Here is a 21,694-nt window from a genome sequence, read left to right as displayed (position 1 = left end):
CTACAATCGCCCCTCTTTCCACCCTGGAGAACGTGGATGACTGACTTTTCCGGCCTGCCCCTGGTGATCGAAGCCGAGGATCTGCTGCCGCGCCTGGATTCGCCCGAGCTGATCCTGATCGACCTGAGCAGCGCCAACCGCTATGTCAGCGGCCATATCCCCGGCGCCCGCTTCGTCGAGGGCAAGCGCACCCAGCTCGGCCAACCCCCGGCCCCCGGGCTGGTGCCGGCACTGGCGGACCTGGAAAGGCTGTTCAGCGAGCTCGGTCATCGCAACGACGCCGTCTATGTGGTCTACGACGATGAAGGTGGCGGCTGGGCCGGCCGCTTCATCTGGCTGCTCGACGTGATCGGCCATGAGCACTACCACTATCTCAACGGTGGCATTCAGGCCTGGCCCGCCGACAAGCTCACCACCGAGGTGCCGGCAGCGGCCGGTACATCTGTGCGCCTGCAATTGCACGGCGAACCGACCGCCACCCGTGAATACCTGCAAAGTCGCCTGGGCGCTGATGACCTGGTCATCTGGGATGCCCGTGGCCCACAGGAATTCAGCGGCGAGAAGGTACTGGCCGCCAAGGGCGGGCACATTCCCGGCGCGATCAACCTCGAGTGGACCGAGGGCATGGATCTCAACGATCACCTGCGCATCCGCAAGGACATTGCCAAAACCCTGAAGGAACGGGGCATCACTCCGGACAAGGAAGTGATCACTCACTGCCAGACCCACCGCCGCTCCGGATTCACCTACCTGGTGGCCAAGTCCCTCGGCTATCCACGCGTCAAGGCCTACGCCGGCTCGTGGAGCGAATGGGGCAACCACCCGGACACGCCTGTAGAAGTCTAAGGAACCTGCATGAAATCCCGTCTGTTCATCATCAGCCAGTACCTGCTGCCGCACCACCTGCTGTCGCGGCTGGCCGGCTGCGTCGCCGAGTGCCGCGCGCGCTGGTTCAAGAACGCCTTCACCGCCTGGTTCGCCAAGCGCTACCAGGTGAACATGTCCGAGGCACTGGTCGAAGACCTCAGCGCCTACGAGCACTTCAACGCCTTCTTCACCCGCGCCCTCAAGCCCGGTGCCCGCCCGCTGGACGAAACCCCCGGCGCGATCCTCTGCCCAGCCGATGGCGCCGTCAGCCAGCTCGGCCCGATCGAGCACGGCCGCATCTTCCAGGCCAAGGGCCACGGCTACAGTGCCCTGGAGCTGCTGGGCGGCGATCCGGCCCTGGCCGCGCCGTTCATGGGCGGCGAATTCGCCACCATCTACCTGTCGCCCAAGGACTACCACCGCGTGCACATGCCGCTGGCCGGCACCCTGCGCGAGATGGTCTATGTGCCGGGTCGGCTGTTCTCGGTCAACCAGACCACCGCGGAAAACGTGCCTGAGCTGTTCGCCCGCAACGAGCGCGTGGTCTGCCTGTTCGACACCGAGCGCGGGCCGATGGCCGTGGTGCTGGTCGGCGCGATGATCGTTGCCTCGATCGAGACCGTCTGGGCCGGCCTGGTCACGCCGCCGAAGCGCGAGCTGAAGACCTTCCGCTACGACGAAGCCAGCCGTGCGCCGATCCATCTGGAAAAAGGTGCCGAACTGGGCCGCTTCAAGCTGGGCTCCACCGCCATCGTGCTGTTCGGGCCGGAGCAGGTGAAGTGGGCCGAGAGTCTGGGTGCGGGTTCTGCAGTGCGCATGGGTGAGCTGCTGGCGCAGCCGAACCAGGCCTGATCATCCGGTAAGCAAAAGGCCCTGCATGATGCAAATCATGCAGGGCCTTTTTATTGGGGCTGCGTTGCAGCCCTTCGCGGCACAAGGCCGCTCCTACAGGGTATTGCGGCTCTCTGTAGGAGCGGCCTTGTGCCGCGAAAGGGCCGCAACGCGGCCCCGGCTCAAGATCAACCGCGCGCTTCGCGATCGCGCACGCCCAGCAGGTACAGTACGCCATCCAGCCCCAGGGTCGAGATCGCCTGCTTGGCCGACTGACGCACCAGCGGCTTGGCGCGGAAGGCCACGCCCAGGCCGGCCAGGGACAGCATCGGCAGGTCGTTGGCGCCATCGCCAACAGCGATGGTCTGCTCGAGCTGCAGGCCTTCCTCGCTGGCCAGCTGCTGCAGCAATTCGGCCTTGCGCTGGGCATCGACGATCGGCTCGACGGCAACGCCGGTCACCTTGCCGTCGACCACCTCCAGTTCATTGGCGAACACGTAGTCGATGCCCAGGCGCGCCTGCACCTGCTTGGCAAAGTAGGTAAAGCCGCCAGAGAGGATGGCGGTCTTGTAGCCCAGGCGCTTGAGCTCGGCGAACAGGTGCTCGGCACCCTCGGTCAGGCGCAGCGAGGCGCCGATCTGGTCGAGCACACCCACGTCCAGGCCCTTGAGCAGCGCCATGCGCTCCTTGAAGCTGGCGCGAAAATCCAGCTCGCCACGCATGGCGCGCTCGGTGATCGCCGCCACCTGCTCGCCGACGCCAGCGGCCTTGGCCAGCTCGTCAATCACCTCGGCCTCGATCAGGGTCGAGTCCATGTCGAACACCGCCAGGCGGCGGTTGCGACGGAACAGGTCATCGCGCTGGAAGGCGATGTCGACGTTGAGTTCTTCGGACAACGCAAAGAAATCGGCGCGCAGGGCCTGGGCATCGCTGGCCTCGCCGCGCACGGAGATTTCCAGCGCGGACTTGCCCTTGTCGGTCGGGGCGTCCAGCGCCACGCGGGCGGACAGCCGCTCGATGCGCTCGATGGTCAGGCCATACTGGCTGATGATCGCGCTGACCCGCTGCAACTGCTGCGGGGTCACCCGGCGGCTGAGCAGGGTAACGATATGGCGCGCCTCGCCCTGGCTGTCGGCCCAGTGCTGGTAGTCGGCCTCGGAAATGGGGGTGTAGCGGGCCTGCAGGTCCAGTTCGTGAGCCTTGGACTGCACGCTCTGCAGCAGCGCGGTGGCCACTTCGTTGTCGGGGATGTCGACCAAGATGCCGAACGACAATGTGCCGTGCATGACCGCCAGGCCTATGTCGAGAATGTTCACACCGCCCTGGAGCAGGACGCCGGTGATGGCCGCAGTGAGACCTGGACGGTCTTCACCAGTGATGTTGATCAGGACGATTTCGCGCAAGACCGGGGCTCCAACTCGATGAAAAATGCGCATTCTACCGATTTTCCATGACCATCGGGCGCCAACGATACTTTGCCGACAAAACACGTATCGCTATACTGCGCAGCAACTTTCTCGCCATAAAGAGCCGAGCTCTGTGAACCGGCCCACGCCCGTAAAACCCGACAACTTCTTCCTGATGATCTACCGAGCCCTGAGCCAGCGCCGAATTCCACTGGCCCTGCGCATTGCCAGCCATAACATCTTCCTGGTGGCCCTGGCCCTGGTGATCTACGCCTGCGTGATGGGCCTGCAGTTCAAGCAGGCCATGCACGAGCAGGCCGATGCCGTCGGCCAGAGCCTGACCACCCAGACAGCCACCTCGGCCACCGAGCTGCTGGTGTCCAACGACATCCTCAGCCTCAACGTGCTGCTGGGCAACCTGGTGAAGAACCCGCTGGTGGCCCATGCGGCCATCTATAGCGTGGACAACCGCATCCTCGCCGAGGCCGGCCAGCGCCCGCGCAACAGCCTGCTGGGCGAAACCGAAGGGGTCTACCAGACCAAGATCACCTTCCAGGACGTCACGGCCGGCCAGTTGCGCATCAGCCTGGACATGAGCCAGTTCCAGCAGCCGATGCTGATCAGCCTGCAGAGCATGGGCATCCTCGCCGCGATCCTGCTGGCCCTGGCCCTGACCCTCAGCCTGCGCCTGGGCCGCTTCATCTCGACCCCGCTGCTGCAGCTGCGCGTCTGGTTGCGCGACCCGCACCCCTACACGCCGGGCACCGACCGCCAGGACGAGATTGGCGACCTGGCGCGCCAGCTGCACGCCCGCCTCGCCCCACCGCCGCCACCGGAGCCGGAGGAAGAAGACGAGGAAGACGATTTCGACGACGCGCCAGCTGCCAAGGTCGCTCCACGGGCGAAAGCGGCGGTACAGACTGTCGATCACGACGAGGACGACGACGCCTTCGCCGATCTGATGGATGAGCAAAGCGCCCCGGCCAAGCCTGTCATCGTCGAGTCCGACGAGCCGCAGTTCAGTGCCGTGCTGGCCGTGCAGCTGGGCTCCCAGGAGCAACTGCGCCGCCTGCCACGCACCCGCCTGACCGAATTGCTCGAACGCTACCGCGACTGCCTGGAGCAGGCCGCTTCGCTGTACGAAGGGGAAGTCCACACCCTGAATGACGGCAGCACCCTGCTGTTGTTCCACAGCCGCGATTGCGGCGAGGACTACCTGACCAACGCCATCTGCTGTGGCGAGCTGCTGCGCGCCCTGGGCCATGCCCTGCAGATCGAGGTGGCTGACAGCGGCATCACCCTGCAACTGCAACTGGGCCTGGTACTGGCCGACGACCTGCAAGGCATGGATCAGGTCGATCTGTTGATGACCGAGCAGGCCCAGGATGCCCTGGCCCTGTCGCAGCACAGCCGCAACCTGCTGCTGGTGGAACGCCGCATCAGCGATGACGCCCTGGTGCGCCAGCGTGCGCGTATTAGGCCGATCGCAAGCCCCGAGGGCGCCTGCTGCGTCGAGCGCCTGATGGAGCCTTACCCGTCGATGCTGGAACGCCAGCTGGCACGGATGCACGAGCGCCGCGCCTGAGAGTTCTCGCGATCCCTGTAGGAGCGGCCTCGTGCCGCGAAAGGGCTGCGTAGCAGCCCCAGGATCTCAGTGTTGATGCGAAGATTGTCGGGGCCGCTCTGCGGCCCTTTCGCGGCACTAGGCCGCTCCTACAGGTCATCGTGCACAAAAAAGCCCGCATCGCTGCGGGCTTTTTTGTGTCTGCGGATATCAGAAGCGGAACACTTCCATATCGGTACGAATCGGCGAAGCCATCGGGATCTTCGGCTTCTCCGGCTCTTTCTTCACCTGCACCGGGGCCGCCTGCTTGCGGGGCGTCTCCTCGGCGATGGCCGGCTGGTTGGCCAGTGGCTTGACTGCGCTGCTCAGCTGTTCGGCCAGCTTCTGCAGCAATTGCCCCTGGGCCTGGACCTGCGCCGACTCGGTGCCCGCATGGGGCTGCTCGAGGTGGACGATGCGGTTGTCACGCACCTGGCCCCGGCGGTCCAGCACGCGCCACTGGGCATCCAGGATCGCCGGCTGGTTCTTGCCCGAATCCAGGCGGGTGATCGACAGCAGCACCTGCACGTCCGGCGTGAAGCCGGCGCTTGCCGGCGCCAGCACCACGCGCTGGCTGTCCAGGCGCCAGGCCAGCTGGCGCACCAGCAACTGGTCGATATCCGACGAAAGGCTACCGGCCCAGCGGCCATCGGTGGCCGCTGTCAGGCTGCCGTCGGCCTGACGCTGGAGAAAGGTCTCGCGTTGCAGGTAGTCGGCCACCGATACCGGGCCGAGCACCACCGCCATGCCCGCCGCCTGGGTCGGCTGGCCGGGTTCACCACTGTCGAGCTGATACAGGGCAACCGGCTGATGCATGCTGCATCCGCTCAGGCCCAGCAAACCAGTCATCAGCAGCGCAAATGGAAGGCGCGGAAATTTCATTCATCCCATCCAGGCGGCCGTCACCAGACTGACCGCAGTGATACTCATGTAGATTCATCCTGGCACTCGGCCACGCCGGCGCCACGCGGGCACTATCATCCGCGAAATAGCCACCAGACTCCAGCATTTCCGCCTGAAGCGGCGCCGAAAGCGCCGCAGCAGACGGCCCATCCACTCAGGCCGGGGTTTCCACCATCAGCCCGTCGACGCGCTGGAAGCCACGTGGCAATTTGCTACCACGGCGACCACGCTCACCCTTGTAATGCTCGAGGTCATCCGGCTTCAGGGAAAGGGTACGCTTGCCAGCCTGCAATACAAGGGTCGAGCCCTCGCTGATCACCGCCAGGTCGGTCACGTACTCCTCGCGGCTGGCTACCCGGTCGCCCGGCACGCCGATGATCTTGTTGCCCTTGCCCTTGCCCAGCTGCGGCAGGTCGGCGACCTTGAACACCAGCAAACGGCCTTCGGTGGTCACCGCGGCCAGCCAGTCCTGCTCGCGGTTGGCCACCGGGCGCGGGGTCATCACCTTGGCGCCGTTGGGCAGGCTGAGCAGGCCCTTGCCGGCCTTGTTCTTGGCCTGCAGATCCTCACCCTTGACCACGAAACCGTAGCCAGCGTCGGAGGCCGCCACGTACAGAGCGTCATCTTCAGGCAACAACACACACTCGAAGGTGGCGCCTGGTGGTGGGGTCAGGCGACCGGTCAGCGGCTCGCCCTGGCCACGAGCCGACGGCAGGCTGTGGGCGGCCAGTGAGTAGCTGCGGCCGGTGGAGTCGATGAGCACGGCGAATTGGTTGGAGCGTCCGGCAGCGGCAGCCTTGAAGCCGTCCCCCGCCTTGTACGAAAGCCCCGTGGCGTCGATGTCATGGCCCTTGGCGCAACGCACCCAGCCCTTCTCCGACAGCACCACGGTGACCGGCTCGGTCGGCATCAGCTCGTTTTCCGACAGAGCCTTGGCCTCGGCGCGCTCGACGATCGGCGAGCGGCGGTCGTCGCCATAGGTTTCGGCGTCTTCGAGCAGTTCGCTGCGCACCAGCTTGCGCAGCTTGGCATCGCTGCCCAGCAGGGTAGTCAGGCGCTTCTGTTCCTTGAGCAACTCGTCCTGCTCGCCACGGATCTTCATCTCTTCCAGACGGGCCAGCTGGCGCAGGCGGGTCTCGAGGATGTAGTCGGCCTGGATCTCGGTCAGGCCGAAACGGGCGATCAGGGCCTGCTTGGGGTGCTCCTCGGTGCGGATGATGTGGATCACTTCATCCAGGTTGAGGAACGCGGTGAGCAAGCCTTCCAACAGGTGCAGGCGCTTCTCGACCTTGTCCAGACGGTGCTGCAGGCGGCGACGAACGGTACCGATCCGGTACTCCAGCCACTCCAGCAGCAGCGCGCGCAGGTTCTTCAGCTGCGGACGGCCGTCGAGGCCGATGATATTGACGTTGACCCGGTAGGTGCTCTCGAGATCAGTGGTGGCGAACAGGTGCTGCATCAGTTCGGCGGCATCGACGCGGTTCGAACGCGGGATGATGACGATGCGGCAGGGGTTCTCGTGGTCCGACTCGTCGCGCAGGTCGGCGACCATCGGCAGCTTCTTGGCCTGCATCTGCGCGGCGATCTGCTCCAGCACCTTGGCCCCGGAGACCTGGTGCGGCAGCGCGGTGACGACGATGTCGCCATCCTCGATGCGGTACACCGCGCGCATGCGGATCGAGCCCTTGCCACTCTCGTACATCTTCAGGATATCGGCACGCGGGGTGACGATCTCGGCCTCGGTCGGGTAGTCCGGGCCCTGGATGTGCTCGCACAGCTGCTCGAGGGTGGCCTTGGGCTCGTCGAGCAGGCGCACGCAGGCGCTGGCCACTTCGCGCAGGTTGTGCGGCGGCACGTCGGTGGCCATGCCCACGGCAATGCCGGTGGTGCCGTTGAGCAGGATGTTCGGCAGCCGCGCCGGCAGCACCGCCGGCTCCTGCAGGGTACCGTCGAAGTTCGGCACCCAGTCGACGGTGCCCTGGCCCAGTTCGCTGAGCAGCACTTCGGCATAGCGCGACAGGCGCGCCTCGGTGTAACGCATGGCGGCGAACGACTTCGGATCGTCCGGCGCACCCCAGTTGCCCTGGCCGTCGACCAGGGTATAGCGGTAGCTGAACGGCTGGGCCATCAGCACCATGGCCTCGTAGCAGGCCGAGTCGCCGTGGGGGTGGAACTTGCCGAGCACGTCGCCGACGGTACGCGCCGACTTCTTGTGCTTGGAGTCGGCGTCGAGCCCCAGCTCGCTCATGGCATAGACGATGCGACGCTGCACCGGCTTGAGGCCGTCGCCGATGTGCGGCAGGGCACGGTCCATGATCACGTACATGGAGTAGTTGAGGTAGGCCTGTTCGGTGAAGTCAGCCAGGGAACGGCGTTCGACGCCTTCAAGGCTGAGTTCGAGTGAGTCGCTCATGCGGGCCTCGTCATTTCAGGTTCTGGCGCAGCAGCATGGTGCCGCCGCGCTGGGTAAATTCAAGTTGTTTCAGGGCGCTCATGCCCAGCAGCACGGCCTGGCCATCCAGGCCGGGCACCACCAGCGCGCGCACGTCGCGCAGGTGGATGTCACCCAGTTGCAGGCTGTCGAGCCGGGTGCGGTAGCCTTCGGTGCGGCCATTGGCGGTACTCAGTTGCACCGGGGCGCCGCGGGCCAGGTCCAGCTCGCGGGCCAGCGCTTCGGGGATCGCCACATCAGTGGCGCCGGTATCGAGCATGAAATGCACCACCCGGCCATTGATTGCGCCGTCGGCGACGAAATGGCCCTGGCCGTTGCTCAGCAGGCGCACTTCGACGAAGCCGTCGCCCTGCTCGCTCTGCACCACGGCGTTGGGGTTCTGCTGGCGCTCCTCCCATTGGCCGAAAAAGCGCGTGGCCAGGAACATCGCCGCCGCCCAGGCGACGATCATCAGCACCCTGCCCGCCCGCTTGCCCGCTGGCTGGCTCATGGCTTGGCGCTCCAGCCGCCGGCCGGCGCACCGAAGCGCCAGACGACCGGCCGCGTTTCACCGTCCGACCGCGGGCGGTCGTTGTTGTCCACGCCGATCCAGGCACCGTCCTTGTCGATTACCAGCGCCTCGGCCAGGCCATAGGGCTGTGAATAACGACGCGATTCCACCAGCGCATCGGCGGCGAACGACCAGCAGCGCTCCACGGCGCCGCTGTCGGCATCGCGCCGGCAAATGCGATAGGCGTTGCGCTCGAGGGTGAACAGCTTGCCCTCGAACCAGGCCAGGTCGGCGAAGTCGCGGGAAACCGGGCGTGCCTCGGGGAATTGCGGCGGTTGCATTTCCACGCCGGCCTCACTGAGCAGCACGCAGCCGCGCCCGCAGTTCCATACCGACTGCTGGCGCTGCACGGAGAGCAGGCCGCGCCGCTCACGCTCGGCGGCCAGCCACAGGCGATCGCCCGCCGGGTTGATTGCCAGTCCTTCGAACAGTGCGTTGAAATGCAGCAGCATGCCGCTGGCCCGCGCCTGGCGCACCATGGCCTGGTCGATTCTCAGCCAGTCCGGCTCGCCTTCCAGGGGCAGTTGCAACACCGCGGCCTGGGCCTCGCTGACGATGAACAGGTTGCCGGCCTGGTCGCAGGTGATGCCTTCGAAATCCAGCGCGCCGCCACGGATGTAGGACGCTGCCCAGTTGCGCGATTTCAGCCCCCAGGGCAACCCGGTATCGGGGGCCGGCGGCGGGGTGAAGGTTAGCGGCTGGGCCTGCCAGGCCGCACCGTCCTGGTCCAGGCGGTAGATGCGGTCGTCATCGCGGTCGGACACCGCCCACAACGCCCCCCGGCACCAGGCCAGGCCCGACAGGTTGCCGCCGCGCATGCCATCGACCACGTGCTCGCCGCTGAGCTTGAGCTGCGGCCAGTCGCCGGCCTGGGCCTGCAGGGCGAACAGCGCCAGGCAGGCCATGAGCAACGGACGAATCAAACCAGGACCTCGGCCAGGTTACCTTTGGTTTCCAGCCAGTTCTTGCGGTCACCCGCACGCTTCTTGGCCAGCAGCATGTCCATGATCTCGGTGGTGCCCTGCACGTCGTCCAGGGTGAGCTGGACCAGGCGCCGGGTGTTCGGGTCCATGGTGGTCTCACGCAGCTGCGGCGGGTTCATCTCGCCCAGGCCCTTGAATCGGGTGACCTGCGGCTTGCCGCGCTTCTTCTCGGCGACCAGCCGGTCGAGGATGCCGTCGCGCTCGGCTTCGTCCAGGGCGTAGTAGATCTCCTTGCCCAGGTCGATGCGGTACAGCGGCGGCATGGCCACGTAGACGTGCCCGGCCTCGACCAGCGGACGGAAGTGCTGGACGAACAGCGCGCACAGCAGGGTGGCGATGTGCAGGCCGTCGGAGTCGGCGTCGGCGAGGATGCAGACCTTGCCGTAGCGCAATTGCGAAAGGTCGGTGGCACCCGGATCGACGCCGATGGCCACGGCCATGTTGTGCACCTCCTGGCTGGCCAGGACTTCGCCGCCATCGACTTCCCAGGTGTTGAGGATCTTGCCTCGCAGCGGCAGGATCGCCTGGAATTCCTTGTCCCGCGCCTGCTTGGCCGAACCGCCGGCGGAATCACCCTCGACCAGGAACAGCTCGGCGCGCATCGGATCCTGGCCTGCGCAGTCGGCCAGCTTGCCGGGCAGCGCCGGGCCCTGGGTGATGCGCTTGCGCTCGACCTTCTTGCTTGCTTTCAGGCGACGGCCGGCGTTGCTAATGGCCAATTCGGCCAGTTGCATGCCCAGCTCGGGATTGGCATTGAGCCACAGGCTGAAAGCGTCCTTGACCACGCCGGAGACGAACGCCGCCGCCTCACGGGACGACAGGCGCTCCTTGGTCTGCCCGGAGAACTGCGGCTCCTGCATCTTCATCGACAGCACGAAGCTGATGCGTTCCCAGACGTCCTCGGGGGCCAGCTTGACCCCGCGCGGCAACAGGTTGCGGAACTCGCAGAATTCACGCATGGCGTCCAGCAGGCCCTGGCGCAAGCCATTGACGTGGGTGCCACCTTGCGCGGTGGGGATCAGGTTGACGTAGCTCTCCTGGATGCTGTCGCCGCCCTCGGGCAGCCACAGCAGGGCCCAGTCCACGGCTTCCTTGTTGCCGGCCAGGCTGGCGCAGAACGGCTCGTCGGGCAGGCGCAGGTACTCGCTGACCGAGTCGACCAGGTAGGAACGCAGGCCGTCCTCGTAGTGCCATTCGACCTTCTCGCCGGTGCCCTTGTCCTCGAAGCTGATGGACAGCCCCGGGCACAGCACGGCCTTGGCCTTGAGCACGTGCTTGAGGCGGCTGATGGAGAATTTCGGCGAGTCGAAGTACTTCGGATCGGGGGTGAAGTACACGCTGGTGCCGGTGTTGCGCTTGCCGACGGTGCCGACCACTTCCAGCTCGCTGGCCTTGAAGCCGTCGGCGAAGGTCATCTGGTATTCGTTGCCGTCGCGCTTGACGCGTACCCGCACCTGGCTCGACAGGGCGTTGACCACCGAGATGCCGACGCCGTGCAGGCCGCCGGAGAACTGGTAGTTCTTGTTGGAGAACTTGCCGCCGGCGTGCAGCTTGGTGAGGATCAGCTCGACGCCGGAAACGCCCTCTTCGGGGTGGATGTCCACCGGCATGCCGCGGCCATCGTCGCTGACCTCCAGCGAGTGGTCGGCATGCAGGATCACCTGTACCGAGCGGGCGTGGCCTGCCAGGGCTTCGTCGACGCTGTTGTCGATGACTTCCTGGGCCAGGTGGTTGGGCCGGCTGGTGTCGGTGTACATGCCCGGCCGCTTGCGGACCGGATCAAGGCCCGAGAGGACTTCGATGGCGTCTGCGTTATAGGCGCTAGCGCTGGGATTGGCCATGGGTTCTCGTCGTCAGTCTGGTGAATGCAAAAGTCAAAATACAGAAAAATCCAGCGCCGCATACTGCCCGCGGGCAATGCCGGCGAAGGCCAGCAGGGCCGGGAGCTGCTCGGCGAAGCCCTGGTAGCTGTGGTCGCCGCCAGCCTGGATACGCAGGGCACAGGCGCGGTAATAGCGCTCGGCGTGGCGATAGTCCAGTGTTTCATCGGCGGTCTGCAACCACACTTGATAGCGGGCGGCGTCCTGCGGCGGCGGCACTTCCAGTTCGGCCAGGGCGTCCACGTGGTCGTGGGTCAGCTCCCAGGCCTCATCGGTATAGAGGTTGCGCTGGGTGCCCAGGTAGCCGTCGAACAGGCGGTGCGGGCCGACCGCCGGGTTGACCAGCAGGGCTTTGAGGCCGTAGCGCTCGGCAAGGTGAGTGGCATAGTAGCCGCCGAGGGAGCTGCCGACCAGCAAGGGGGCGCCGAGCTCGGCGATGGCGGCCTCCAGCTGGGCAATGGCCTGGCGCGGGTGGTGGTGCAGGGCCGGGACGCGCAGCTGGTCGGATAGCCCGAGCCGCTGCATCAGCGCCTCGAGCTGGCACGCCTTCTTCGACAGCGGCGAGCTGTTGAAGCCATGGATATAGAGGATGGAACCCGACATGCTGCCCCCGGACGCAAAGACGCGCAGTGTAGCGTGTTCGAAGGGCATTGGCGCAGCGTGGGGATTTTCGCAACAAATTCTTCAAACAGCTGGGGGCGCTTTGCGCCCCTTTCGCGGCACAAGGCCGCTCCTACAGGGAGACGCGTACCCTGTAGGAGCGGCCTTGTGCCGCGAAAGGACCGCAAAGCGGTCCCCTGATTCAGTAACCCGGGCTGTCGAAATCCAGCTTCACCTCGAAATCGCACGCCCGCTCCACCCCGGTCTCCAACCGCCCGTCGGCATGCAGCCGCAACCAGCGATAGCCCGGCTGCTCTTCGCTCACCTTGAAATCCTCGCTGCGCGGCGCGAACTGGATGCAGGTCGAAGGCGTGGCGAGGCAACGGATGTCGTCGCGCACCTCATCCCATTCCTGATGGATATGCCCCCATAGCAGCGCCTTTACCTGTGGATAACTGCGCAAGCGCTTCAACAACTCATCGGCATTGCGCAACCCGATCGGTGCAATCCACGCACAACCGATATCCACCGGCTGATGGTGGCAGCACACCAGGCAATGGCGTTCGCCTGCCCCGTCCAGCGCCTGGTCAAGCACCGCCAGCTGGTCGTCAGCCAACAAACCGAAGGTGGCACCCACCACTGCCGAATCGAGCATGACGATGCGCCATTGGCCAATGTCCGTCACCGCCTGCACCAGTTCCGGCGCCACGGACTGCATCACCTGGGCCTCGTCATGATTGCCCGGCAGCCAGCGTGCTGGCGCTCCCAACTTCGAGGTCAACTCGCTAAATACCTGGTAGGAGGCGACGCTGGCATCCTGCGACAGATCGCCCGTGCACAGCAGCAGGTCGATGCGCGGCTGCTCGCGGCGCACCTGGTCGATCACATGCTCAAGGCTGTCACGGGTATTCAGGCCCAGCAAGGTGCCCGCCGGATCGGCGAACAGGTGGGCGTCGGTCAGTTGCACCACATGGATGGGTGACGAAAGTGAGTGTGGTTGCGGCAACGGCCGTCTCCTCGAGCGGATTCAGCACCGATTATGGCGGCGGATCGGTTTCGAGCAAGTACTCGAAACCGACGCGCATCACATTTCAGCGCACCGCTTCCAGTTCGTGGCCACAGGCCAGGCAATGGCTCAGCCATTCACCGAGGAACAGGTTGAGCTGAGCCTTCTCGTCCGGCTGGTGCATCGCCGTGTTGGGGTACGGGTAGATGCTGCGCAGGCGGCGGGCATGTTCGGCGCTGACCACCTCGGCCATGCGTGCGTCATGGTAGACCTGCACCTCCAGCTCGGGCACCGGCAACCAGGGCAGGCTGTGCTCCTGGCGCACCTTGAGGGTGGTGGTGTAGGGACAGGCGAGCAGCACTTCGAGCACCAGCACGCCGAGCATCTGGTCGCCCTGGGTCATGCCGATACGGCGCGAGCTCTGCGTGGTGCGCATGTCCGGCAGCAGGCGCATCAGACGGGCATAGTTGGCCTCGCAGGCCGACTGCAGCCCGACCAGGTCGACCCGATAGCGTTCACGCAGCAGGTTCACTTCCACATACCTCGGACTTCGTCACGGTTGAGCGCCAGCCATTGCAGGCCGATGATCGTGGCGGCGTTGCAGATACGCCCGTCACGCACCGCCTGCAGGGCATCCTCGAACGCCCACACGCGCACGCGGATATCCTCGCTCTCTTCTTCCAGGCCATGCAGGCCACCGGCGCCCTCGCTGATGCAACGGCCCAGGAACAGGTGGACGTACTCGTCGCTGCCGCCAGGCGAGGGGAAATAGCGCGTCATCGGCCACAGTGCGGAAAAGGTCAGGCCGGCCTCTTCCTGGGCTTCGCGATGGGCAACCTCCTCCGGCTGCTCATCCTTGTCGATCAACCCGGCGACCATCTCGATCAGCCAGGGGTTGCCGACCTTGCCCATGGCCCCCACGCGAAACTGCTCTATCAGCACCACTTCATCGCGCTGCGGATCGTAGGGCAGCACACAGACGGCGTCATGACGCACGAACAGCTCGCGGGTGAACTCGCGGCTCATGCCGCCGGCGAACAATTCGTGGCGCAGGTGCAGCTTGTCGAGCTTGTAGAAGCCCTTGAACAGATGCTCACGCCGGGTGATTTCGACCTGGGTGGGCACAGTATTTGACGTGTCCGTCATGCAAACTCCTTGATACCTCGTTTACCGCATCGCGCAATCCTACTCTGCGCGCCGCCCGGTTTCATCCCTTTCCGGCGACCGTTCGGGCAGCCGGGACAGGCGCGCCGCTCTCTGTTAGCTTAGTGGCGAACTGAAGGCCGCGCAGGCGGTCAAAGGCCGATCATCACCGTTGTGAAAGAGGCAACATGACGCTTGTCAAACTGACTTCCGTGGCCGTCCTGGCATTGGCGCTCGGCGCCTGCCAGAGCCTGTTCACGCCCAATTACCGCGCCCCGCTCGAGGTCAAGCGCGAGGCCTGGGAACACGTCAAGCCCGGCTGCAGCGAGAGCGACTGCCCGCTGGTCAACATCGACGTGGTGCACTTCCCCGCCCTGCCCAAGCTCGACGCCATCGTCGAGAAGCGCCTGCTGATGCTGACCGAGGACAACCAGCGCGGCACCCCGCCGGCCTCGCTGCAAGCCTATGAACAGCAGTACCTGGCCCGCGCCGACAAGCGCAACAGCAGCTACCTGCAGGCCAAGGTACGCGAGCAGCATGACGGGCTGGTGATCGTCGAGCTGTCCAGCTACCTGGACAGCGGCGGCGCCCATGGCATGCCCGGACGCGGCTTCATCAACTACTCGCGCAAGCTGGACAAGGTGCTGACCCTGAACGACATGCTCGTGCCCGGCCAGGAAGCGACCTTCTGGAAGACCGCCGAGGAGTCCCACCGCGCCTGGCTGATCAGCACCGGCATGGACAAGGACGCCGAGTTCGTCAAGACCTGGCCGTTCAAGCAGTCGCCGCACATCGCCCTGACCTATGGCGCGGTGGTAATCAAGTACGAGGTCTACGCCATAGCGCCCTATTCCATGGGCCACGTCGAGCTGAAGATCCCCTACCCGCGCCTCAACGGCGTGATCAGGCCCGAGCTGTTTCCCGGCCGCGGCTGAGCGATAGCAGCAGATGCAGCCCCCCTGCCAGCAGCAGTGCCGGCAGTGTCGCTCCCACCTCCGGCGCCGCGTTAGCCATCAGGTGATAGGCCGCCACCCCCACCGCCCAGGCCAGCAGCGCCTGCCAGTGCAAGCCCTCGACCAGCGCCGGCAGGCGACGGCGACGGACCACGAAGTGATCCACCAGCACCACGCCGAACAGCGGCGCGAATACCGAGCCGATCAGCAGCAGGAAGTTCTGGTACTGGGCCAGCGGCGCCAGCAGGGCGATCAGCGTGCACAGCACGCCGATAGCCAAGGCCAGGTGCTCGACCTTGAGCTTGACCAGCAACCCGCTGGAGACGGCCGCCGAGTGGATATCGGCAAAGGCGTTCTCCGATTCGTCCAGCAGGATCAGCAGCAGCGGAATCCCCAACCCGGCGCCAGCCAGCGCGAGCAGCAGCGCATTCACCTCACCGCTTGGAGCGAACGCCAGGGTGTAGGCCACGCCCAGGCTCATCAGCCAGGCGTTGCCGATGAAAAAGCCCAGTGCCGTACCGCCGAATACCCGGCTGGCACGCTGGCCGAAACGTGAATAGTCGGCGATCAGCGGCAGCCACGACAGCGGCATGGCGATGACGATGTCAAAGCCCAGGGCCAGGGACAGCGAACCATCCCCCGGGCGCTGCCACAGTGCGGCCAGGTCGGCCTTGGCGAACAGGTTCCAGGTCAGCCAGATACAAGCACCGAGCAGCAGCCAGATGCCCCACTTGCGCAACACCTTGCGCACGAACGCCAGCGGCCCGCTGACCGCCAGCAGGGTGGCCAGGGCGCCGAAGCACAGGGTCCACAGCAACGGGCTGCTCCAGCCACTGCCCTCGCCGAAGGCGCGGGTGCCCAGCAGGCTGGCGGCGTCGCGCATGACGATGATCTCGAACGAGCCCCAGCCCACCAGTTGCAGCAGGTTGAGCAAGGCCGGCAGGCGCGCGCCATGGCTACCCAGCGTCAGGCGCAGGGTGGCCATGGCCGAAAGGCCGGTGTCGCTGCCGATCACCCCCGCCGCGGCCAGCAGCAGCACCCCCACCGCCGTGCCGAGGGAGATCGCCAGGATCGAGCCGGCCAGACCCAGGCCCGGCGCCAAAAGGGCGCCGACCTGCAGCACCATCAGGCCGATGCCGAGGGAGAACCACAGCGAGAACAGGTCGCGGGCACCGAACTGGCGGTGATGGGTGGGGACCGGGTGGTCGGGGGAGAAGTGGCTGGGGGTTGTCATGGAGGGGCTCGCCGGAATATTGGAGTTGTTACTGGCGAGGACTACGTCCTCGTTTCGCGGCACAAGGCCGCTCCTACAGAGGCCTGCGCGGTCCCTGTAGGAGCGGCCTTGTGCCGCGAAAGGGCCGCAAAGCGGCCCCCAAGGTCTACTTACACCTTCTGGTACAGCTGGCTGCCTTCCTGGCGGAACCGCTCGGACTGCTCACGCATGCCCTGCTCGACCGTCACATCCACGGTCTCGATCTTGGCGGCGTACTCACGCACTTCCTGGGTAATCTTCATCGAGCAGAACTTCGGCCCGCACATCGAGCAGAAGTGCGCGACCTTGGCCGACTCCTTGGGTAGCGTCTCGTCGTGGAAGGAACGCGCGGTATCCGGGTCCAGGCCGAGGTTGAACTGGTCCTCCCAACGGAACTCGAAGCGCGCCTTGGACAACGCGTTGTCACGAATCTGCGCGCCTGGATGGCCCTTGGCGAGGTCGGCAGCGTGCGCGGCGATCTTGTAGGTGATGATGCCGGTCTTCACGTCATCCTTGTTCGGCAGGCCCAGGTGCTCCTTGGGCGTGACGTAGCAGAGCATGGCGCAACCGAACCAGCCGATCATCGCAGCGCCGATGCCTGAGGTGATGTGGTCGTAGCCCGGGGCGATATCGGTGGTCAGCGGGCCGAGGGTGTAGAACGGCGCCTCGTCGCAGCACTCGAGCTGCTTGTCCATGTTCTCCTTGATCAACTGCATCGGCACGTGGCCGGGGCCTTCGATCATGCACTGCACATCGTGCTTCCAGGCGATCTTGGTCAGCTCGCCAAGGGTTTCCAGCTCACCGAACTGGGCGGCGTCGTTGGCGTCGGCGATCGAGCCCGGGCGCAGGCCGTCGCCCAGCGAGAAGCTGACGTCGTAGGCCTTCATGATCTCGCAGATCTCGTCGAAGTGCGTGTACAGGAAGTTCTCTTTATGGTGCGCCAGGCACCACTTGGCCATGATCGAGCCGCCGCGGCTGACGATGCCGGTAACGCGCTTGGCAGTCAGCGGCACATAGCGCAGCAGAACGCCGGCGTGGATGGTGAAGTAGTCCACGCCCTGCTCGGCCTGTTCGATCAGGGTGTCGCGGAACAGCTCCCAGGTCAGGTCTTCGGCCACGCCGTTGACCTTCTCCAGGGCCTGGTAGATCGGCACGGTACCGATCGGCACCGGCGAATTGCGGATGATCCACTCGCGGGTCTCGTGAATGTGCTTGCCGGTGGACAGGTCCATGACCGTGTCCGAGCCCCAGCGGATACCCCAGGTCAGCTTGGCCACTTCTTCCTCGATCGAGGAACCCAGGGCGCTGTTGCCGATGTTGCCGTTGATCTTCACCAGGAAGTTGCGGCCGATGATCATCGGCTCCAGCTCGGTGTGGTTGATGTTGGCCGGAATGATCGCGCGACCGCGGGCGATCTCTTCGCGGACGAACTCGGGGGTGATCTCTTTCGGGATGCTGGCGCCGAAGCTGTGGCCGGCGTGCTGCTGGTTCAGCAGGCCGGCGGCACGGGCTTCCTGCAGCTTCATGTTCTCGCGGATGGCGACGTATTCCATCTCGGCGGTGATGATGCCCTGGCGCGCGTAGTGCATCTGCGTGACGTTGGCGCCGGCCTTGGCGCGGCGCGGGTTGCGCACATGGGCGAAGCGCAGCTTGGCCAGCTCCGCGTCGTTCAGGCGCTGCTGGCCGAAGTTCGAGCTCAGGCCCTCCAGGCGCTCGGTGTCGCCACGGGCGTCGATCCAGGCCGAGCGCACATCGCCCAGGCCCTTGCGCACATCGATGATGACATTGGGGTCGGTGTACGGGCCGGAAGTGTCATACACCAGCACCGGGGCGTTCTTTTCGCCGCCGAAGTCGGTGGGGGTGTCGTGCAGGCTGATCTCGCGCATGGGCACGCGGATGTCGGGGCGCGAGCCTTCGACATAGACCTTGCGCGAATTGGGCAGGGGTTGCACGGACTGTTGGTCGACTTGGGCCGACTCGCTCAGACTGATTGTTTTTTCTTGTTTGCTCATCACAGGCTCTCCAGACAGCTTCCAGGCGGTGGAATGTCGGGGTGAACCTGAAAGGCGTGGACGCACCCGTGTTGACGAGTGCAGTGCCGGACATGGGGTGCCGTGGGCTGCAAGCAGCTGTGGCGATCCCGGACCTGGCACAAGAGGCTCCCGGGATGTGAGAGCAATCTTGTTCCCTACGCAGGCGCTAACCTGATCAGGTTCAACGGGATCCGCACCTCTGCGATCTCAGCCTTTGCTTCAAGGCACCCCGACAAGAACATGCGCAGTCTAGACTGGAGTGGCCGGCAAAGCCAAGCGGGTAAATCCGGGGGTGATAAATGGCACACACGGCGGATTGTTGATGGCGGCGCGCGGCACTACACTGGCGCATCGCTCGATACCCGACAGTACAGTAAATAAAATTTGATCAAGGATTGCCCTATGCTGCGCAAACTCTCACTGGCAATTGCCGTGTCTTGTGCGTCCCACGGAGTGGCCTGGGCAGTGGATACGCCCACGACGGTGAAGACCGACCTCGTCAGCGTCTACCAGGAAGCGGTCGACAACAACGCCGACCTGGCCGCCGCCCGCGCCGATTACGGCGCCCGCCGCGAAGTGGTGCCCCAGGCCCGCGCCGGCCTGCTGCCGAACCTTTCGGCCGGCGCCGAGATGATGAACACCCGCACCAAGCTCGACGAACCGTCGGTCACCTCCAACCGCAGTGGCAATGCCTGGAGCGCCACCCTGGCGCAGCCGATCTTCCGCGCCGACCGCTGGTTCCAGCTACAAGCCGCCGAGTCGGTCAACGAACAGGCCGCCCTGGAACTGTCGGCCACCGAGCAGAACCTGATCCTGCAGAGCGCCGAGAACTACTTCGCGGTGCTGCGTGCGCAGGACAACCTGGCCTCGACCAAGGCCGAAGAAGCGGCCTTCAAGCGCCAGCTCGACCAATCCAACGAGCGCTTCGACGTCGGTCTCTCGGACAAGACCGACGTGCTGCAGTCCCAGGCCAGCTACGACACCGCCCGGGCCAACCGGATCATCGCCGAGCGCCAGGTGCAGGATGCCTTCGAAGCCTTGATCACCTTGACCAACCGCCAGTACTCGGCGATCCAGGGCGTGGTCCACACCCTGCCGGTGCAGGTGCCCACGCCCAACGACGCCAAGGCCTGGGTCGAAACCGCCGGGCGGCAGAACCTCAACCTGCTGGCGACCAATCACGCCGTGGCGGCGGCCGAGGAGACCGTGCGCCAGCGCAAGGCCGGCCATGCGCCGACCCTCGACGCGGTGGCCAAGTACCAGAAGGGCGACAACGACAACCTCGGTTTCACCAATTCTCAGCTGCAACCGAACGTGCGCTATGGCGGTGACGTGGAGCAGACCAGCATCGGCCTGCAACTGAACATCCCGATCTACAGTGGCGGCCTGACCAGCTCCCAGGTGCGCGAGGCCTACGCCCGCCTGACCCAGAGCGAGCAGCAGCGCGAAAGCCTGCGTCGCCAGGTGGTGGAGAACACCCGCAACCTGCACCGCGCGGTGAACACCGACGTGGAGCAGGTACAGGCGCGCAAGCAGTCGATCATCTCCAACCAGAGCGCGCTGGAAGCCACCGAGATCGGCTACCAGGTCGGTACCCGCAACATCGTCGATGTGCTCGACGCGCAGCGCCAGCTGTACACCTCGGTGCGTGACTACAACAACAGCCGCTATGACTACATTCTCGACAACCTGCGTCTGAAGCAAGCCGCCGGCACCCTGAGCCCGCAGGACCTGCAGGACCTGGGACGCTACCTGAAGGCCGACTACAACCCGGACAAGGATTTCCTGCCACCGGACCTGGCGGCGGCAGCGGCGAAGAACTTCGAACGCCGGCCTTGAGCGCTGGGGCCGCTTCGCGCCCCATTCGCGGCACAAGGCCGCTCCTACAGGAGAGCGCAACCCCCTGTAGGAGCGGCCTTGTGCCGCGAAAGGAGCGCAAAGCGCTCCCTGGGACGCTTATTTCAGCAAACCTGCCAACCCATCCAACAACCGCTGCAACGCGCCCTGGTTGGCCTGCATCACCGCCCTGCCCGCCTCGCCCATGCGCCGCGCATCCTGCGGCAGCTCGACCAACCGGCGCACCGCCCCGGCCAGCCCTTCGGCATCGTCCACCTGTTGCAATGCCCCCGCCTCGCGCAGCATCGCGCTGATCTCGAGGAAGTTGAACACATGCGGCCCCATGAGCACCGGCAGCGCCAGCGCCGCCGGCTCCAGCGGGTTGTGCCCGCCGGTGGCCACCAGGCTGCCACCGACGAAGGCGATGTCGGCCAGGGCATAGAGGAACAGCAGCTCACCCATGGTGTCGCCCAGCAGTACCTGGGTCTGCGCCGTGACCGCATCTGCGCTCGAGCGGCGCACCGTGGAGAACTGCCCGGCGCACAGGTCATGCACCGCCGCAAAACGCTCGGGATGGCGCGGCACCAGGATCAGCAACGCATCGCTGTGGACCTTCAGCAGCTCACGATGAGCCTGGAGAATCAACGCGTCTTCGCCATCGTGGGTACTGGCAGCGATCCATACCGGACGTTGCTGGGCAGCCCACTGCTCGCGCAATGCACCGGCCCGTGGCAGCAGTTGATCGTCGATCTTCAGGTCGAACTTGATCGAACCGGTTACCTGCACGCATTCGTGGCGCGCACCGAGCGCTAGGAAACGCTCGGCCTCGGCTTCGGTCTGCACGGCGATCAGGCTCATCTCCTCGAGCATCGGCCGGGTCAGGCCGGCGAAGCGGGCATAGCCACGGGCCGAGCGCTCGGACAGCCGGGCATTGGCCAGCGCCACCGGAATGCCGCGCCTGGCGCACTGGTGGATATGGTTCGGCCACAGCTCGGTTTCCATGATGATGCCCAGGCGCGGGCGCACATGATCGAGGAACCGCCCGGCCGCCCACGGCAGGTCGTAAGGCAGGTAGCAGTGTTGCACCCGTGGCTCACCCTCGAACATCGCGCGGATGCGCTCGGAGCCAGTCGGGGTCATGCAGGTAAGCGTGATCGGCAGGTCCGGGTACTGCTTGAGCAGGGCCCGGACCATCGGCGCGGCGGCGATGCTCTCGCCCACCGAGACCGCATGCACCCAGATGCCGCCCTGGCGCATCGGCGGTAGCTGGCAGGCGAAGCGCTCGGCGATCCGCGCACGGTACGCAGGCGCCTTGCGCCCGCGCAGGAACAGGCGCAGCGCGACCAGCGGCAGGCCCAGGTGAAACAGCAGGGAATAGAGGGTTCTGTTCATGGCG

18 protein-coding genes and 1 riboswitch are annotated in these 21,694 nt (G+C 65.6%); of the genes, 5 read left to right on the top strand and 13 right to left on the bottom strand.

The window, feature by feature from the left end:
* Positions 1 to 36 precede the first annotated feature (36 nt).
* Entirely contained in the window at positions 37 to 846 is an 810-nt protein-coding gene (locus tag LU671_RS16960) for a rhodanese-like domain-containing protein (protein ID WP_203648195.1), read from the top strand.
* 9 nt (positions 847 to 855) lie between these two features.
* Positions 856 to 1,719, top strand: a complete 864-nt coding sequence (gene asd, locus LU671_RS16955; RefSeq protein ID WP_232856319.1) for an archaetidylserine decarboxylase — start codon at positions 856 to 858, stop codon at positions 1,717 to 1,719.
* A gap of 167 nt (positions 1,720 to 1,886) precedes the next feature.
* On the opposite strand, the gene serB is transcribed toward asd, so the two are convergent.
* On the bottom strand, positions 1,887 to 3,101 hold the full coding sequence (gene serB, locus LU671_RS16950) for a phosphoserine phosphatase SerB (protein WP_203648197.1): 1,215 nt from the start codon (positions 3,099 to 3,101) through the stop codon (positions 1,887 to 1,889).
* A gap of 136 nt (positions 3,102 to 3,237) precedes the next feature.
* Here serB and LU671_RS16945 point away from each other — a divergent pair, with 136 nt between their 5' ends.
* Complete coding sequence (locus tag LU671_RS16945; protein ID WP_203648198.1) at positions 3,238 to 4,689, top strand: histidine kinase; 1,452 nt, start codon at positions 3,238 to 3,240, stop codon at positions 4,687 to 4,689.
* Between the two features lie 189 nt (positions 4,690 to 4,878).
* On the opposite strand, the gene LU671_RS16940 is transcribed toward LU671_RS16945, so the two are convergent.
* The 9 genes from LU671_RS16940 to LU671_RS16900 all read right to left on the bottom strand — a co-directional run bounded on the left by LU671_RS16940 (position 4,879) and on the right by LU671_RS16900 (position 14,227).
* Positions 4,879 to 5,589, bottom strand: a complete 711-nt coding sequence (locus tag LU671_RS16940; RefSeq protein ID WP_203648199.1) for a PqiC family protein — start codon at positions 5,587 to 5,589, stop codon at positions 4,879 to 4,881.
* Positions 5,590 to 5,764: 175 nt separating this feature from the next.
* The gene (gene parC, locus LU671_RS16935; protein WP_232856318.1) at positions 5,765 to 8,023 is read right to left on the bottom strand and encodes a DNA topoisomerase IV subunit A; all 2,259 of its coding nucleotides are present in this window, start codon (positions 8,021 to 8,023) and stop codon (positions 5,765 to 5,767) included.
* A gap of 10 nt (positions 8,024 to 8,033) precedes the next feature.
* Positions 8,034 to 8,552: a retropepsin-like aspartic protease family protein gene (locus tag LU671_RS16930; protein ID WP_232856317.1), complete on the bottom strand. Its 519-nt coding sequence runs from the start codon at positions 8,550 to 8,552 to the stop codon at positions 8,034 to 8,036.
* Positions 8,549 to 9,535, bottom strand: a complete 987-nt coding sequence (locus LU671_RS16925; protein ID WP_232856316.1) for an esterase-like activity of phytase family protein — start codon at positions 9,533 to 9,535, stop codon at positions 8,549 to 8,551. The genes LU671_RS16930 and LU671_RS16925 overlap by 4 nt, the downstream gene beginning before the upstream one ends.
* Positions 9,532 to 11,436, bottom strand: a complete 1,905-nt coding sequence (parE, locus tag LU671_RS16920) for a DNA topoisomerase IV subunit B (protein WP_232856315.1) — start codon at positions 11,434 to 11,436, stop codon at positions 9,532 to 9,534. The genes LU671_RS16925 and parE overlap by 4 nt, the downstream gene beginning before the upstream one ends.
* Before the next feature lie 33 nt (positions 11,437 to 11,469).
* Positions 11,470 to 12,078: a YqiA/YcfP family alpha/beta fold hydrolase gene (locus tag LU671_RS16915; RefSeq protein WP_232856314.1), complete on the bottom strand. Its 609-nt coding sequence runs from the start codon at positions 12,076 to 12,078 to the stop codon at positions 11,470 to 11,472.
* A gap of 199 nt (positions 12,079 to 12,277) precedes the next feature.
* Positions 12,278 to 13,081 (bottom strand): 3',5'-cyclic-AMP phosphodiesterase, encoded by an 804-nt coding sequence (cpdA, locus tag LU671_RS16910; protein WP_232856313.1) that lies wholly within the window; start codon positions 13,079 to 13,081, stop codon positions 12,278 to 12,280.
* 85 nt (positions 13,082 to 13,166) lie between these two features.
* On the bottom strand, positions 13,167 to 13,619 hold the full coding sequence (locus LU671_RS16905; protein WP_023630808.1) for a DUF1249 domain-containing protein: 453 nt from the start codon (positions 13,617 to 13,619) through the stop codon (positions 13,167 to 13,169).
* The gene (locus tag LU671_RS16900) at positions 13,610 to 14,227 is read right to left on the bottom strand and encodes an NUDIX domain-containing protein (protein ID WP_232856312.1); all 618 of its coding nucleotides are present in this window, start codon (positions 14,225 to 14,227) and stop codon (positions 13,610 to 13,612) included. The genes LU671_RS16905 and LU671_RS16900 overlap by 10 nt, the downstream gene beginning before the upstream one ends.
* Before the next feature lie 185 nt (positions 14,228 to 14,412).
* Here LU671_RS16900 and LU671_RS16895 point away from each other — a divergent pair, with 185 nt between their 5' ends.
* Positions 14,413 to 15,159, top strand: coding sequence for an RsiV family protein (locus LU671_RS16895; protein ID WP_232856311.1), 747 nt, complete (start codon positions 14,413 to 14,415; stop codon positions 15,157 to 15,159).
* Here LU671_RS16895 and cytX read toward each other — a convergent pair.
* Complete coding sequence (gene cytX, locus LU671_RS16890; protein ID WP_232856310.1) at positions 15,128 to 16,411, bottom strand: putative hydroxymethylpyrimidine transporter CytX; 1,284 nt, start codon at positions 16,409 to 16,411, stop codon at positions 15,128 to 15,130. The two genes, LU671_RS16895 and cytX, sit on opposite strands and share 32 nt — an antisense overlap.
* Positions 16,412 to 16,560: 149 nt before the next feature.
* Positions 16,561 to 18,441, bottom strand: a complete 1,881-nt coding sequence (gene thiC, locus LU671_RS16885; protein ID WP_203648207.1) for a phosphomethylpyrimidine synthase ThiC — start codon at positions 18,439 to 18,441, stop codon at positions 16,561 to 16,563.
* Positions 18,442 to 18,597: 156 nt separating this feature from the next.
* Positions 18,598 to 18,704: riboswitch (TPP riboswitch) on the bottom strand.
* Between the two features lie 160 nt (positions 18,705 to 18,864).
* Between thiC and LU671_RS16880 the strand changes: the two genes are divergently transcribed.
* Positions 18,865 to 20,301: a TolC family outer membrane protein gene (locus LU671_RS16880; protein ID WP_232856309.1), complete on the top strand. Its 1,437-nt coding sequence runs from the start codon at positions 18,865 to 18,867 to the stop codon at positions 20,299 to 20,301.
* A gap of 117 nt (positions 20,302 to 20,418) precedes the next feature.
* Here LU671_RS16880 and waaA read toward each other — a convergent pair whose 3' ends face one another.
* On the bottom strand, positions 20,419 to 21,690 hold the full coding sequence (gene waaA, locus LU671_RS16875; RefSeq protein WP_232856308.1) for a lipid IV(A) 3-deoxy-D-manno-octulosonic acid transferase: 1,272 nt from the start codon (positions 21,688 to 21,690) through the stop codon (positions 20,419 to 20,421).
* Positions 21,691 to 21,694 lie beyond the last annotated feature (4 nt).

This window comes from Pseudomonas sp. NMI760_13, from assembly GCF_021283245.1.
Classification (GTDB): Bacteria; Pseudomonadota; Gammaproteobacteria; order Pseudomonadales; family Pseudomonadaceae; genus Aquipseudomonas; species Aquipseudomonas peradeniyensis.
The sequence above is the reverse complement of the archived record's forward strand: the minus strand, read 5'-3'. Positions and strand labels throughout refer to the sequence as shown.

Bases quoted from the DNA above. Each gene is read 5' to 3' on its own strand.
- LU671_RS16915 (WP_232856314.1), bottom strand. From the start codon at position 12,078: ATGTCGGGTTCCATCCTCTATATCCATGGCTTCAACAGCTCGCCGCTG.
- LU671_RS16895 (WP_232856311.1), top strand. From the start codon at position 14,413: ATGACGCTTGTCAAACTGACTTCCGTGGCCGTCCTGGCATTGGCGCTC.
- parC (WP_232856318.1), bottom strand. From the start codon at position 8,023: ATGAGCGACTCACTCGAACTCAGCCTTGAAGGCGTCGAACGCCGTTCC.
- asd (WP_232856319.1), top strand. From the start codon at position 856: ATGAAATCCCGTCTGTTCATCATCAGCCAGTACCTGCTGCCGCACCAC.
- LU671_RS16900 (WP_232856312.1), bottom strand. From the start codon at position 14,227: ATGACGGACACGTCAAATACTGTGCCCACCCAGGTCGAAATCACCCGG.
- LU671_RS16880 (WP_232856309.1), top strand. From the start codon at position 18,865: ATGCTGCGCAAACTCTCACTGGCAATTGCCGTGTCTTGTGCGTCCCAC.
- LU671_RS16930 (WP_232856317.1), bottom strand. From the start codon at position 8,552: ATGAGCCAGCCAGCGGGCAAGCGGGCGGGCAGGGTGCTGATGATCGTC.
- waaA (WP_232856308.1), bottom strand. From the start codon at position 21,690: ATGAACAGAACCCTCTATTCCCTGCTGTTTCACCTGGGCCTGCCGCTG.
- parE (WP_232856315.1), bottom strand. From the start codon at position 11,436: ATGGCCAATCCCAGCGCTAGCGCCTATAACGCAGACGCCATCGAAGTC.
- LU671_RS16960 (WP_203648195.1), top strand. From the start codon at position 37: ATGACTGACTTTTCCGGCCTGCCCCTGGTGATCGAAGCCGAGGATCTG.
- thiC (WP_203648207.1), bottom strand. From the start codon at position 18,441: ATGAGCAAACAAGAAAAAACAATCAGTCTGAGCGAGTCGGCCCAAGTC.
- cytX (WP_232856310.1), bottom strand. From the start codon at position 16,411: ATGACAACCCCCAGCCACTTCTCCCCCGACCACCCGGTCCCCACCCAT.
- LU671_RS16940 (WP_203648199.1), bottom strand. From the start codon at position 5,589: ATGAAATTTCCGCGCCTTCCATTTGCGCTGCTGATGACTGGTTTGCTG.